Here is a 14,794-nt window from a genome sequence, read left to right as displayed (position 1 = left end):
TTTTGTGTTCCACGGCGAACAAATCCCGTATCTTTGCGGTTGAATCGCCACACAATAATTAATCCGTATCATGGTGGAAACCACGACGAAAACGTACGTTCCGTACAAAGTAAAGGACATGAGCCTGGCCGAGTGGGGCCGCAAGGAAATCCGCCTCGCCGAAGCCGAAATGCCCGGTTTGATGAGCCTGCGCGAGGAATTTGGCGCGGCGCAGCCCTTCAAAGGGGCCCGCATTGCCGGCTGCCTGCACATGACCATCCAAACGGCCGTGCTCATCGAAACCCTCAAAGCATTGGGCGCGGAGGTGACGTGGTCGTCGTGCAATATCTTCTCGACCCAGGACCACGCCGCTGCGGCCATTGCCGCTGCCGGCATCCCGGTGTATGCCTGGAAAGGCATGGACGAGGCCTCTTTCGACTGGTGCATCGAGCAGACGCTGTTTTTCGGTGAAGACCGTCAGCCGCTGAACATGATTCTGGACGACGGTGGTGACCTCACCAACATGGTGCTGGACCGCTACCCCGAGCTGGCCGCCGGCATCAAAGGTGTTTCGGAAGAGACGACGACCGGCGTGCTGCGTCTGTATGAGCGTGTGAAAAACGCCACGCTGCCCTTCCCCGCCATCAACGTTAACGACTCGGTGACGAAGTCGAAATTTGATAACAAGTACGGCTGCAAAGAGTCGGCCGTGGATGCTATCCGCCGGGCTACCGACACGATGATGGCTGGCAAAGTGGCCGTGGTGGCCGGCTACGGCGACGTAGGAAAAGGCACCGCCGCCTCGCTGAGCGGCGCGGGTGCCCGCGTGATTGTAACCGAAATTGACCCCATCTGCGCCCTGCAGGCGGCCATGGACGGCTACGAAGTGCGCAAGATGAAGGACGCCATTCCGCGCGCCGACATCGTCATCACCACCACCGGCAACTGCGATATTATTCGCGAGGAGCATTTCCGCGCCCTGCGCGATAAGGCAATTGTCTGCAACATCGGTCACTTCGATGATGAGATTGATATGGCGTGGCTGAACTCGAACTACGGCCACACCAAAGACACGGTGAAGCCGCAGGTGGATATCTACACCATTGAGGGCAAAGAGGTGATTATCCTCGCCGAAGGCCGCCTCGTAAACCTGGGCTGCGCTACCGGCCACCCCTCGTTCGTGATGTCGAACTCGTTCACCAACCAGACGCTGGCCCAGCTGGAGCTGTGGGAGCGTGGTGCGCAGTACGAAAACCAGGTGTACACCCTGCCCAAGCACCTCGATGAGAAGGTGGCCCGCCTGCACCTCGCCAAAATCGGCGTGGAGCTGGACGAACTGACCGCCAAGCAGGCCGACTACATCAAAGTGCCGGTAGAAGGTCCGTTCAAATCGGATTTGTACCGCTACTAGTAGTTAACCGTAGTATTGAAAAAGGCCGGCTCACGCAAGTGAGCCGGCCTTTTTGTTGTTGATAAAACTGAATCAGGCGATGGGCTGACTAATGAGCGCCGCCCGTACGGCCGGTGCCACCTGCGTGCCCAGCAACTCGATGGACCGTAGCACGCTTTGGTGCGAAATGCCTTCGATGACGAGTTGGGCCAGGAAACGGGTGTTGTTGAACAGCTTGTGCTGGTAGAGCAGCTTGGCGATGATATCCTGCGGGCTACCCACCAGGAGCGGACCCTGCGGGCCGCAGAGATAGTCGAAGTGGCGGCGGTCCATAGGGGACCAGCCGCGCTCACGGCCGATGCGGTTCATGAGCGTGGAGTAGGGCGGGAAGAATTCGTCGCGGGCCTGCTCGGCGGTATCGGCGAGGTGCAGGTGGCAGTTGATGGCGAGTTGTAGCGACTCTATGTCGTAGCCAGCTTTCTGGGCCGATTCGCGGTAGAGCTCGGCAAACGGCACGTATTGCGCGGGCGCGCCGCCCAAGATGGCAATGGTAAGCGGCAGGCCCAACTGCCCGGCCCGAATGACGGACGCGGGCGTGCCGCCCACGCCAATCCAGACTGGGATTTTGGCCTGCGCCGGGCGTGGGTACACGCCTTTGGCCTCAATAGAAGCGCGGTGCTTGCCCTGCCAGGTTACCACTTCGTTGTCGTTGATTTTGAGCAGCAGCTGGAGCTTCTCAATGAACAGTGCGTCGTAATCCTTCAAGTCCTGCCCGAACAGTGGGAACGACTCGATGAAGGAACCGCGTCCGGCAATGATTTCGGCCCGGCCGTTGGAAATGAGGTCGACGGTGGCGAAGTTCTGGAAGGTGCGGACCGGGTCGACGGAGCTGAGGACGGTGACGGCGCTGCTCAGGCGGATGCGCTTGGTGATAGCGGCGATGGCGGCCAGGATGACTTCAGGGGCCGAGATGATGAAATCGGGGCGGTGGTGCTCGCCGAGGGCCAGCACGTCGAGGCCAGTTTCATCGGCCAGCTTGCCCATGGCTAGGAGCTCCTGCATGCGTTGGGCTGCGGCGTGGTCCTGGCCGGCTACGTGGGCGGGGGCGATTTCGCCAAATGAGCTGATGCCTATTTGCATATGATGGGATAAATTGATAGGGAAAGAACTGGGAAGCGTTGGGACAGCGAAAGGTTTTAGGGATAGTAAAACGTCATGCTGAGCGCAGTCGAAGCATCTTTACCGCCAGAGTAAAAATTACTGCTGCGGTAGAGATGCTTCGACTGCGCTCAGCATGACGTTCTTTTTTGTTCAAATAAACTGGCTACTTCACCTCCGGCGTCACGCCCATGTTGGCGTAGCAGAAGCTCCAAACGTCGGCCCACTCGTCGATTTGCAGCTTGGTGCTTTTGCCCGCGCCGTGGCCGGCGTTCACGTCCACTCTAATCAGGGTGGGGTTGGGGCCGGTGTTAGCGGCCTGCAGGGCGGCGGCGAACTTGAAGGAGTGCGCGGGTACCACCCGGTCGTCGTGGTCGGCCGTGGTTATCATGGTGGCGGGGTAAGCGGCGGGCTTCAGGTTGTGCAGGGGCGAGAACTTGCGCAGGTTTTCGAACTGCTTCTGGTCGGCCGAGGTGCCGTATTCGGGGGCCCAGTTCCAGCCGATGGTGAAGGTCTGGTAGCGGAGCATATCCATTACGCCCACAGCGGGCAGGGCTACTTTGCAGAGGTCGGGGCGTTGGGTCATGGTGGCCCCTACGAGCAGGCCACCATTCGAGCCGCCCGCGATGGCGAGGTGGTCGTAGTCGGTGTACTTGTTGGTTTTGAGGTACTCGGCGGCGGCGATGAAATCGTCGAACACGTTTTGCTTGTTGGGCGTCATGCCGGCTTTGTGCCAGGCCTCGCCGTACTCGCCGCCGCCGCGCAGGTTAGGGATGGCCAGCACGCCGCCATTTTCCAGCCACAGCATACGGGCCACCGAGAAGCTCGGCGTGAGCGAGATGTTGAAGCCGCCGTAGGCATAGAGGTAGGTGGGGTTCTTACCATTCAGCTCCACGCCTTTTTTGTGGACGATGAACATGGGAATCTTCGTACCATCCTTGCTGGGGTAAAATACCTGCGTGGTCACGTATTCCTGCGGGTTCACGTCCACTTTCGGGGCGCGGAAAACGGTGCTGGTGTTGGTGGCGAGGTCGTACTTGTAAATCGTGGTGGGGTAGGTGAACGAGGTGAAGGCGTAGTACACCGCCTTGGCATCGCGCCGGCCGCCGAAGCCGCTGGCCGTGCCGATGGCCGGCAATTTCACGTCGTGCTCAAACTTGCCTAACTCCGAATACACCTTCACCTGCGAGCTGGCATCGTTCAGATAATCCGCCACCAGCTTGCCGCCTACCTGCGTCACGCTTTCCAGCTTGTTCTTGCTTTCGGGCAGCACGTCGTGCCAGTTCGCTTCGGCGGGCTTCTTCGGGTCGATGCGGATGACGCGGTAGTTGGGGGCCTTATAGTTGGTGTACACCAGCACCTCGCCGCCCACGTTGCCGATGACGTTGTTGTTGAATTCGTAGCTCGAAATGAGCATGGTCCAGGTTTTGGCCTGCTTGGGGTCGGTGAGGTCGCGCACCAGCAGCTGGTTGCCGTCGGCCTTGCCGTCAGTGAGCGTCAGGGCCAGGAACCGCTCGTCTTCGGTGGCCGTGGCGAAGCGGAAGCCGAGGGGCATTTTGGGGTTTTCGTACACCAGCTGGTCGGCGCTTTGGGGCGTGTTCAGCTTGTGGAAATAGACTTTGTGGAACTCGTTCTTGCCCGAGAGGCCGTTTTCGCCGGCCTTGGGCGCGTCGTAGCGGCCGTAGTAGAAGCCGTTTTTGGTCCACGAGGTGCCGGAGACTTTCACCCATTCCAGGGTTTCGGGCAGCAGCTTATTCGTCGTCAAATCCATGATGCGGACCTTGTGCCAGTCGGAGCCGCCGCCGCTGGTGGCGTAGGCCAGGTAGCGGTGGTCGTTGCTGAACTCGGTGCCGGCCAGGGCGGTGGTGCCGTCGGCCGAGAATTTGTTGGGGTCGAGGAGGACCTGCGGCTCCTCGGTGCCGCGCTGGCGGTAGAGCACGGCCTGGTTCTGCAGGCCGTCGTTTTTGCTGAACACCAGCTCCGCGCCCACCTGCTCGGGCACGCCAAACCGCTCGTAGTTCCAGATTTTGGTGAGACGCTCGCGGATTTTATCGCGGAACGGAATCTGCTTCAGGTAGCCAAAAGTCACTTCGTTCTCGGCCGTCACCCAAGCCTTGGTTTCGGGCGAGTCGAGGGCTTCGAGCCAGCGGTAGGGGTCGGCCACTTTGGTGCCGAAATAGGTGTCGGTGAAGTCGGTCTTGCGGGTTTCGGGGTATTTCACGGGGGGCAGGGGAGTGGGCAGCTCCAGGCCGGCGCGACGGCTGGGCTCGCCTTTTTCGGGCACGGTGGTTTCGGTGAGGGCCTGGTGGTTGGGGAGGGTGTTGCGGGCGGGCGGGGCAGTGGCCCGGCAGGCCGTGGCCGCCGCCAGAACGGCAACCAGAGGTAAAACAGCTTTCATATGGTTTGGGAAGAATAAAAGAACGTCATGCAGAGTGCAGCGAAGCATCTCGCGTGCAACAGTGACTCAATCGATTGGATTACTTACTACAAGCGAGATGCTTCGCTGCGCTCTGCATGACGTTTTGCTAGTCCAGCTGCACATCATCAGCCACCGCGCCGCCCTGACTGCGGGGAGTAGCATCAGGCGCGGGCGCGGCTTCTGTCACCGCCGCATCCGCTGTAGGTTGGCTGATGGCGGAAGCCACCAGTTCGGGCAGGTTGGCGCGCAGCCAGCGCAGCTCCTCGTCCACGCGCTGGCTCACCAGGCGCTCCACTTCCAGGCGCTGGGCGGGGCTGAGCCGGTCGAGAACCGGCTGGGCGGGGGCATTGTTGGCCTCGGGCGCGGCCGAAGCGGCGAGTATCAGGGCTTCGGCGCGTTTCACGCGGGCCACGGAGTCGGCCACGGCGGCGCTGGTTTCAGCGGCGGCGGCTTGGGCGGCGGTGGCGGCCTGCTTGGCCAGGAGGGTTTCGCGGCGCTGCTGGCGGCGCCACTGGCCCAGCGTCACGCGCAGCATGATGTAGAGCACCAGGCTCAGAATGCCCAGAATGAGCGCCAGCGGGGCCGCAAACCGGTAGAGCAGGCTGCCCGGGCCGGTAGCGGGCAGGGCCACGGCCGAGGTGCCGGCGGCGTCGCGCTCGGCGGCGGCCTGGGCTTCGGCGGCCTCGGCCGGGCCGGGCGCGCCGGGGGCAGTGGCGGCGGTATCGGCCACTTCGGGGGCCATCGCGGCCGAGACTTCGCCCAGCGGCGTGCCCGAGGTCACGTAGTTGGTGAGGGCGGTTTCGAGGGCGGCCACGCGGGCCATGCGGGCGGGGGCTTTGCGGCGGGCAGGCGAGCTTTTCAGCTTGCTTACAATGGCTTTGGTGAGGGCGGCCAGCCGGGCGGGGTTGTCTTTCTTGCCCTGATAAATGGCGCCCCGGCCTTCGATGGACTGGTAGAGCACGCTGTACACGCGCAGGCTGTCGGGCCGGATGCTGGCGGCCAGGGCGTCGAGGTTGCCGCCGTCGCAGCGCACGGTGCTTTTGAGGTTGGGCCGGCCGGCATCATCGTACACGAAGCGCACCGTGGCGCACCAGATTTGCACCTTGGATTCATCAAGCGAGGGCTGGCCGAGGGGCGTTTGGGCGCGGGCGGTGAACAGAACAAGAGCCAGCAGAAAGGCCAGAACGGGGCGGAAAGTCATAAGCAGCGCGATTTTACCGGAAAAGTACGGTTTTGGGCGCAACTTATTAGGGTTTTCATACTATCGCCCCACGGTGGCAGTACCCACCGGGCCAGGCCAGGGCTGAGCCGGCCAAGTGCAGGTGTTGCCCAAATGCCCCGCCGGGGAAATAGCGGAAGCATGGCTTTCACATAATATTGATTAACAATATTTATTTGAGGTTGGATATGATTAAGTTTGGCCAGGTATCTATCATAAAATCAGAAATTCATGTTTTGCAGCCGTTTCAATCCTTTTCTACCCCGGCCAGTAGCCGGTTTTATGGTCTTTCTGTTGATGGTTTTGCTGGAGGCCTGCGCCCCGCGCATGGCCCGCAAAGCCTTGGAGCGTGACCCCGATGGCGATGGCGTGGCCCTGGGCCAGGACAAATGTCCCGACACGCCGGCCGGGGTAGCAGTGGATGCCAACGGTTGCCCCCTCGATACCGACGGCGACGGCGTGGCCGATGCCCAGGACCGCTGCCCCACCGCCAAAGGCTCACCCGCCCTGTCGGGCTGCCCCGACCAGGACGGCGATGGCGTGGCCGATGTCCAGGACCGCTGCCCCACCCGGCCCGGACCGGCCTCCAACAAAGGCTGCCCGGAAATCCGCGTGACCATGAGCCCCCGGCCGGCTCGCGACCCCATCGAACAGATGGTGCAGGCGCAGGAGCAAAAGGAGAAAGCCAAACGCATGGTCACCGTTTTCTTCTGCACCAACCGCAATCTGCTGCCCGTAAACCCCAAGGCCAGGCAGGCCATTAATTTTGGCAAGGAAAAGGCCATTACCCGGTATGGCACTTGCCAGGTCAGCATTCCGCGCGACCACAAGCTGGGGCAGGTGGAGCTGCCGGCGACCTTCATGGGCTACGAAATCGGGAAGCCCAACCCGGCCAAACACCTCATCCTGGAGTCAACCAAGCTGCTCTCGCAGGAGGATTTGCTGAACCTGATGAACTACAAAAGCGACGCGTCGGCCAACCGGGATGCGTTCGTATTCGTGCACGGCTTCAACAACGACTTCCGGACGGCGCTGTTTCGCACGGCCCAGTTCACCTACGATTTGGGCTTCAAAGGGGCTCCGCTCTTGTTTAGCTGGCCTTCGCAGGGCAGCGGCCTGGCTTACCGCATCGATGAGAAGCGCAATCAGGCATCGGTGGCGCAATTTGAAGCCTTTATGCGCACGTTTCTGCAAAAATCCTCGGCCACCAACATCTACCTGATTGCGCACAGCATGGGCAACCGCATTATGCTGGCCACGCTGCAAGACCTGATGCAGAAGGAGCCGCAGTTGTTTCGCAACCGCCATGTGCGCGAAATCGTGCTGACGGCCCCCGACATCAGTGTGGCGGATTTCAAGACCAAAATTGCTCCGGTTATCAACGGCAAGCTGAACGTGACGCTCTATGCTTCCAGCAACGACAACGCGCTGCGGTTGTCGCAGCGCATCAACCATAACATGCGGGCCGGGCAGGCGGGGCCTGGGATGCTCCTGATGCGCGGCGTGGAGACGATTGATGCCACGGGGGTGTCAACCGACTTTCTGGGGCATTCATACTTTGCGTCCGAAGGCACCGTGATGAGCGACTTGCACTACCTGTTTGTGGACAGCATGCGCGCCGGCAAGCGAACGTGGCTGATGCAGCCGAAAGGCAAATCCTACTGGACGTTCCGGCGGCCGCTAAAGCGCTGATTTTAAAGAGTGGGGTTGGTGCGTGTTGGCGTTTCTGCTGACATTCTGGGTGAGTGGTTTGGGGCTGGAAACGGGGTGCCGGGGCCTATGAGGCAACCGGGGGCGGCGGGGCGCAGCCCGGGTTAGCTGCCGGGGAGCTACCGCCGGGTGTTTGGCCAGCGCCAGGACGGCAGCCAGGCGGCCGAAATGGTAAAGAACCGAATGACCCTAAAAGAATTACGCAAACAACGGCTAACGCACTAGATTTGCCGATGTGTTTTCCCCGAACACTTTTTTCACCCCCTTTTTCTTTTTTAAGCATGGTAAATCATTTACAAATCACGCCCCGCCGCGCGCGGAGTGGCCGTTGGGCCGGCGCGCTGGCGCTGCTGGCCTGGCTGCTGCCGGCGCTGGGCCACGCCCAGAGCCGGGCCGATGCCTACGGCTTCACCCAAAGCACGGGCACTTACACGGCCATCACCGGCACGGTCATCAGCACCGCCAGCGACGATAACGTGGTGTACCCCGCCACTACGCTGCCCTTCACGTTCACCTACGCGGGCACGGCCTACACCACCCTGCGCATCACCTCGAACGGGTACATCACGTTTGGCGCTACCGCGCCGGGCACTGCTACCTACACGCCCATTTCCTCGACCACCGGCTACGACGGGGCCATCTCCGCGTTTGGCCTCGATGGGGGCGGCCGGAGCAATACGGGGGCGGCCATCAGCACCTCTACCGAAGGCACGGCCCCGAACCGCGAGTTTGTGGTGCAATACGCCAACTGGGGGGCCTACGGCGGCCTGAACGGGGTAGAGAACTACCAAATTCGGTTGGTTGAAACCAGCAACGTTATCCGCATCGTGTACGGCAGCTTCACCGGCCTGGGCACGGGCACCAACCCGCAGGTGGGCCTGCGCGGGGCCGCCGCCACCGACTTCAACAACCGCGCGAGTGCCGTGGGCTGGGACCAGACCAACACCGGGGCCGCCCTCACCAGCACCTCCACGGTAGCCGTGAGCGCCACCCTGATTCCAGCCTCGGGCCTCACGTATACCTACACGCCTTCCGCTAAGGCGGAGCTGCCGGCCATCCGGCCCACGACCACGGCCGTCACGGGCAACTCGGCCACGGTGGCCTTTGTGGCCCCGGCTGCGGCTACCGCCCCCACTTCTTATACCGCCACCGTGACGCCCGCCGTCACCGGCAGCCCCTTCACGGTCACGGCCTCGCCCTTCACCATCACCGGCCTGGCTGCTAATACGCCCTACGCGGTGAGCATTGTGGCCACCTACGCTACCGGAGCTTCGCTGCCCACCGAAACCCGGTTGGTGACGGCCACGGCCTGCGCGGCTCCCACGGCGCTTACCATCAGCGCCATTACCACCACCTCGGCCAGCCTGTCGTTTACCGCGCCCACCTCGGGCGTGGCCAACTACACCGTGACGACGACGCCCGCCACCAACACCTACACCATCACCGATGCCACGACGGCCGCCCCGCTCGTGCTCACCGGCCTCACGGCGGGCACGCCCTACACGGTGAACGTGGTGAGCAACTGCTCCGTCGGGGGCGTTGCGGCCACCGCTACCACCACCTTCACCACGGCCTTTGCCTGCGTGACGCCCACGTATGCCACGCTGCCCTACACGCAGACGTTTGAGAACACCTGGGTGAGCAACTGCGCCCTGCGCGACGTACCCAGCCTGAACTGGAAGCTGACCCCCGGCGCTACCGACCCGGACGCCTCGTTCCGCCGCTACGACGACGGCGTGGCCGGCAACTGGACCGGCGGCTCGACCAACTACGGCTACACGCCGGCCGGCAGCAACGCCGGCGGGGCTACGTCGGCCTTCTCGGCCCGCTACCACTCCGGCAACGTGTCGCCGGTGACGGAATTCGCCTTGTTCGACCTCTACGCCAACGCGGGCGGTAGCACGGGCACGCCCACGCTCACGTTTGATTACATCAATACTTCGGGCTCGGATAAAATTGAAGTGCTGCTGAGCACCGATGGCGGGGCCACGTTCGGCACGCCCTTGTTCACACAAATCCTGGCTGCCAGCTGGACCACCTACACCGTGCCGCTGACCGGCGCCACGGCCACGAGCATCATCCGCTTCCGCGCCACGGGCGACAACGGCAGCACCGACATCGGCCTCGATAACGTGAATGTGAGCTACGTGACTTGCTCCATCGTGGCAAGCCTGGGTGTGGCCAACATCACCGCCACCACCGCCAACGTGACCTTCACCGCTCCGAGCGGCGGGGCCAGCTACACCGTGACCTATACCCCCGCCGGCGGCACGGCTACCACCGTCACGCCCGCCCCCACGGCCTCTCCCGTGCCCCTGACGGGCCTCACGCCCAACACCACCTACACCGTGAGCGTGACCACCAACTGCGCTGGCAGTACCACTTCGGCGGCGGTCACCACTACCTTCACCACCGCCTGCGTGGCGGCACCCTACGTCGCCCTGCCCTACACGCAAACCTTTGAGAGCACCTGGGCCAATGCCTGCGGCACCCGCGATGTGCCCGATGCCAACTGGCGCTCCTCTCCGCTGACGGGCAACAACGCCTGGCGGCGCTTCGACGACGGCACCGCCGGCGGCTGGAGCACCACCAGCGGCGCCTACACCCCGGCCGGCAGCAATGCCGCCGGCGCTACGTCGTCGTTCTCGGCGCGCTTCCACTCCTATAACGCCACCGCGGGCAGCCAGGGCCAACTCGACCTTTATGCCAACGTGAGCGGCGGCACGGGCACAGCCACGCTGACTTTTGACTACATCAACACCTCGGGCACGGATAAGCTGGAGGTGCTGCTGAGCACCGACGGCGGGGCCACCTTTAGCACCACGCCTTTGTTCTCGCAGGTGCTGGCCGCTACCTGGACCCCCTACACAGTGGCCCTGACGGGTGCCACGGCCACGAGCATCATCCGCTTCCGCGCCACCGGCGATGACGGTCTGAGCGACATCGGCCTCGACAACGTGAGCATCAGCTACGTGACTTGCGCACCGCCCACGACGGTGGCAGTACCGGCGGCTAACATTACCACGACTACGGCCCAGGTGACCTTCACCGCTTCGCCCAGCACCCCGACCAGCTACACGGTGACCACCTTGCCGGCCACCACCCAAGCCAACGCCACGACTTCGCCCATCACTCTCACCGGCCTGACGCCCGGCACCACCTACACCGTGACGCTGACTGCCAACTGCTCAGGCAGCAGCGGCAGCTCGACGACCACGGCCCCGGTGAGCTTCACTACGGCCTTCGCCTGCGTGACGCCCACGTATGCCACGCTGCCCTACACGCAGACGTTTGAGAACACCTGGGTGAGCAACTGCGCCCTGCGCGACGTACCCAGCCTGAACTGGAAGCTGACCCCCGGCGCTACCGACCCGGACGCCTCGTTCCGCCGCTACGACGACGGCGTGGCCGGCAACTGGACCGGCGGCTCGACCAACTACGGCTACACGCCGGCCGGCAGCAACGCCGGCGGGGCTACGTCGGCCTTCTCGGCCCGCTACCACTCCGGCAACGTGTCGCCGGTGACGGAATTCGCCTTGTTCGACCTCTACGCCAACGCGGGCGGTAGCACGGGCACGCCCACGCTCACGTTTGATTACATCAATACTTCGGGCTCGGATAAAATTGAAGTGCTGCTGAGCACCGATGGCGGGGCCACGTTCGGCACGCCCTTGTTCACACAAATCCTGGCTGCCAGCTGGACCACCTACACCGTGCCGCTGACCGGCGCCACGGCCACGAGCATCATCCGCTTCCGCGCCACGGGCGACAACGGCAGCAGCGACATCGGCCTCGATAACGTGGGTATCAGCTACGTGGCCTGCGCGCCGGTAACGGCTCTGGCGGTGCCGGCGGCTACCATCACTACCACCACGGCCCAAGTGACGTTCACGGCTCCGGCCAGCGGTTCGACCAGCTACACGGTGACGACTGTGCCGACCACCACCCAGGCCAACGCCACCACCTCACCCATCACCCTCACCGGCCTCACGCCCGGCACTAGCTACACCGTAACGCTGACCGCCAACTGCACCGGCGGCGGCAGCTCGACCCCTGCGACGGCCACCTTCACCACGGCCTTCGCCTGCGTGACACCAACCTACGCCACGCTGCCCTACACCCAGACGTTTGAAAACACGTGGGTGAGCAACTGCGCCCTGCGCGAGGTGCCCAGCCTGAACTGGAAAATGACGGCGGGCAATGACCCCGACGCCTCGTTCCGCCGCTACGACGACGGCGCGGCTGCCAACTGGACGTCGACCTCGTATGGCTACACGCCGGCCGGCAGCAATGCGGGCGGGGCTTCGTCCTTGTTCTCGGCCCGCTACCACTCCGGCAACGTGTTCCCGGTAACGGAATTCGCTCTGTTCGACCTCTACGCCAACATCAGCGCCGGCACGGCCACAAGCGTGCCTACGCTGAAGTTTGACTACATCAATACTTCCGGCTCGGACAAAATCGAGGTGCTGCTGAGCACCGACGGTGGGGCTACGTTCAGCACCACGCCCTTGTTCACGCAGGTGCTGGCCGCCAGCTGGACCACCTACACCGTGCCCCTGACGGGTGCTACGGCCACGAGCATCATCCGCTTCCGCGCCACGGGTGATAACGGCAGCACTGACATCGGCCTCGATAACGTGAACGTGAGCTACGTCGTGACCACTGCTACCACCACGGCCCTCACGGCCACCGGGGTGAGCGTGTACCCCAACCCGGCCCACGAGAGCTTCACCGTGCGGGTGCCCGCCGTGGCCAACGCCACGAGCGTACAGGCCGAACTGCTCAATGCCCTCGGGCAGGTGGTGCGCAAGCAGTCGGTAGCGTTGCCCGCTGCCGGTGCCTCGTTCACGGTGCCTACCGCCGATTTGGCGACCGGCGTGTACACGCTGCGTCTCCGGGCCGGCGATGCCAGCCTGGCCAAGCGCGTGGTTATCAACTAGATTTTCTGAGCCGGCTCCGCGTTGGGGCCGGCTCTCAGGTAGGCTTGATTGAGCATACTAAAAAGCCCCGACTGCACTGGCAGTCGGGGCTTTTTGGTTTTGATAGCAGCGGTAATCGCGCGGCCCGCGCCGTCTTAACTGTAATCAATTTCCGTGTTATCACCGATGTTCAATGAGTGGTTCATGCCCCGGAAAGAGGCGTCGGAGCCCACGATGCAGTCGTGCATCACGGCCGCCCGCAGCTCCGAGTAGCTGCCGATGATGGAGTCGCTCAGGATGCAGTTTTTGACAATGGTTTTGTCGCCGATGGCTACGTTGGGGCCGATGATGGAGTGCGAAATCTGGCAGCCGCGCCCGATGCTGACCGGGGGAATAATAACCGTATCGGGGTATTCGGAATAGTCCTGGCCTTCCAGAAACTCGGGGCGGTTCAGCAGGCGGGCGTTGGCTTCGAGCAGCGTTTCCTTGCGGCCGCAGTCGAACCAGTTGTCTACCGGGCACGTCGTCATCACCTCGCCTTCTTCGATGAGGTGCATCAGCGCATCGGTAAGCTGAAATTCGCCGTGGGTGCGCACGTCCGAATCGATGAGCCATTCCAGGGCCTGAGCCAGCTTTTCAGGGTAGGCCAGCTTGTAGAGGCCCACCATGGCGAAGTTCGATTTCGGAATTTTGGGCTTCTCCACCACCTTGTTTACCCGGCCGCTGTTGCCGGTTTCCACCAGCCCGAACATGCTGGGGGTTTTCACTTCCTTCACGGCGAGTACCGAGCCGGGCGTGGCCATCAGGGCGGCCAAGTCCACGTCCACGATGGTGTCGCCGAGCATGATGAGCACGCCGTCGGGGTCGTGGCGAAACTCCTCGCGGGCCAGCCACAGGGCGTGGCCGATGCCCTCGCGCGGCTCCTGTACCACAAACGTGGCCTTGAGCTCGGGGTACTGGCGGCGCACGTAGCGCACGATTTTATCGCCCAGATAGCCCACGATGAACACAAAATCGGTGAGGCCGGCGGCCTGCAAACGGTCGATGATGTGGCCCAGAATGGTGTTGCCGGCCACCGGCACCAGGCTTTTGGGCTGGGTGTGGGTGTGGGGGCGCAGGCGCGAGCCAATGCCGGCAACGGGAATAACAGCTTTCATGAAACAGGGCTGTGTAATGAAGTAGGCGGGAGGACGATAAATGAAGGCGTTCGGGCCAGCTAAGCAGCAAGCTACAACTACTAGGGCTAAGCTGCGTACTTTGCCCCAAACCCGGTACCCAACCGGGGCAGCGGCCGTAGGTTTGGCCCGCGGCGCTTTCAACCCCCGAATACCCTTCACCAACACCCTTCACAACCCATCATGAAACGCTTTCTTCTCTATTTCGCGGGCCTGGCCCTGTTGCTCACTCAGTCCTCTTGCGGCTACAACGGCATGGTGACGCGCGACCAAGCCGTGAAAGCCCAGGCCGGCAACGTGCAAAGTGCCTACCAGCGCCGCAACGACCTCATCGGCAACTTGGTGAACACCGTGAAAGGGGCCGCCAAGTTTGAGCAGGGCACCCTCACCAGCGTCATCGAAGCCCGCGCCAAAGCCACCAGCGTACAGCTGAATGCCAACGACCTGACCCCCGAAAACATCAAGAAATTCCAGGAAGCCCAGAGCCAGGTTTCGGCCGGACTAGGCCGCCTGCTGGCCGTGTCGGAGAATTACCCCGACCTGAAGGCCAACGCCAACTTCCAGGAACTGCAGGCCCAGATTGAAGGCACCGAAAACCGCATCAACGTGGAGCGCAACAAGTTCAACGCCGTGACCAACGACTATAACACGTTCACCCGTTCGTTCCCAAATAACCTGTTTGCCGGGATGTTCGGCTTCCAGCCCAAGCCGTATTTCGAGGCTGACGCGGCCGCTAGCAAGGCTCCTACGGTTCAATTCTAAGTTTAATTGATAGAACGTCATGCTGAGCGGAGTCGAAGCATCTCTACCGCGCAAGTAATTAAT

The 14,794-nt window shown here is 62.7% G+C and carries 8 protein-coding genes; 4 read left to right on the top strand and 4 right to left on the bottom strand.

Translation table 11 applies throughout. From position 1 onward, the window contains the following. Window positions 1-70 precede the first annotated feature (70 nt). Window positions 71-1,390 (top strand): adenosylhomocysteinase, encoded by a 1,320-nt coding sequence (gene ahcY / locus ACYU70_RS16335; protein ID WP_342295068.1) that lies wholly within the window; start codon window positions 71-73, stop codon window positions 1,388-1,390. 72 nt (window positions 1,391-1,462) lie between these two features. Here ahcY and ACYU70_RS16330 read toward each other — a convergent pair whose 3' ends face one another. From ACYU70_RS16330 to ACYU70_RS16320, 3 genes are all read right to left on the bottom strand, one after another. Next, window positions 1,463-2,509 carry an LLM class flavin-dependent oxidoreductase gene (locus ACYU70_RS16330; RefSeq protein ID WP_342295070.1) on the bottom strand — a complete coding sequence of 349 codons (1,047 nt, stop codon included), beginning with the start codon at window positions 2,507-2,509 and terminating at the stop codon, window positions 1,463-1,465. Between the two features lie 184 nt (window positions 2,510-2,693). Continuing rightward, window positions 2,694-4,925: a prolyl oligopeptidase family serine peptidase gene (locus ACYU70_RS16325; protein ID WP_342295072.1), complete on the bottom strand. Its 2,232-nt coding sequence runs from the start codon at window positions 4,923-4,925 to the stop codon at window positions 2,694-2,696. A 127-nt stretch (window positions 4,926-5,052) separates the two neighbouring features. Next, a complete protein-coding gene (locus ACYU70_RS16320; RefSeq protein ID WP_342295073.1) occupies window positions 5,053-6,147 on the bottom strand; it encodes a hypothetical protein in 1,095 nt (364 codons plus the stop codon). 300 nt (window positions 6,148-6,447) lie between these two features. On the opposite strand from ACYU70_RS16320, the gene ACYU70_RS16315 reads away from it, so the two are divergent. Together ACYU70_RS16315 and ACYU70_RS16310 are read left to right on the top strand one after the other, a co-directional pair. Then, window positions 6,448-7,857: an alpha/beta hydrolase gene (locus ACYU70_RS16315; protein ID WP_342295075.1), complete on the top strand. Its 1,410-nt coding sequence runs from the start codon at window positions 6,448-6,450 to the stop codon at window positions 7,855-7,857. A gap of 299 nt (window positions 7,858-8,156) precedes the next feature. Beyond that, on the top strand, window positions 8,157-12,815 hold the full coding sequence (locus tag ACYU70_RS16310) for a T9SS type A sorting domain-containing protein (RefSeq protein ID WP_342295076.1): 4,659 nt from the start codon (window positions 8,157-8,159) through the stop codon (window positions 12,813-12,815). Between the two features lie 134 nt (window positions 12,816-12,949). Here the strand turns inward: ACYU70_RS16310 and ACYU70_RS16305 are convergent, their stop codons facing one another. Beyond that, complete coding sequence (locus ACYU70_RS16305) at window positions 12,950-13,951, bottom strand: sugar phosphate nucleotidyltransferase (protein ID WP_342295078.1); 1,002 nt, start codon at window positions 13,949-13,951, stop codon at window positions 12,950-12,952. A gap of 201 nt (window positions 13,952-14,152) precedes the next feature. Here ACYU70_RS16305 and ACYU70_RS16300 point away from each other — a divergent pair, with 201 nt between their 5' ends. Further along, entirely contained in the window at window positions 14,153-14,731 is a 579-nt protein-coding gene (locus tag ACYU70_RS16300) for a LemA family protein (protein WP_342295079.1), read from the top strand. Window positions 14,732-14,794: the final 63 nt, after the last annotated feature.

Source organism: Hymenobacter segetis, from assembly GCF_054776495.1.
This window is presented reverse-complemented; position numbering and strand designations above follow the sequence as displayed.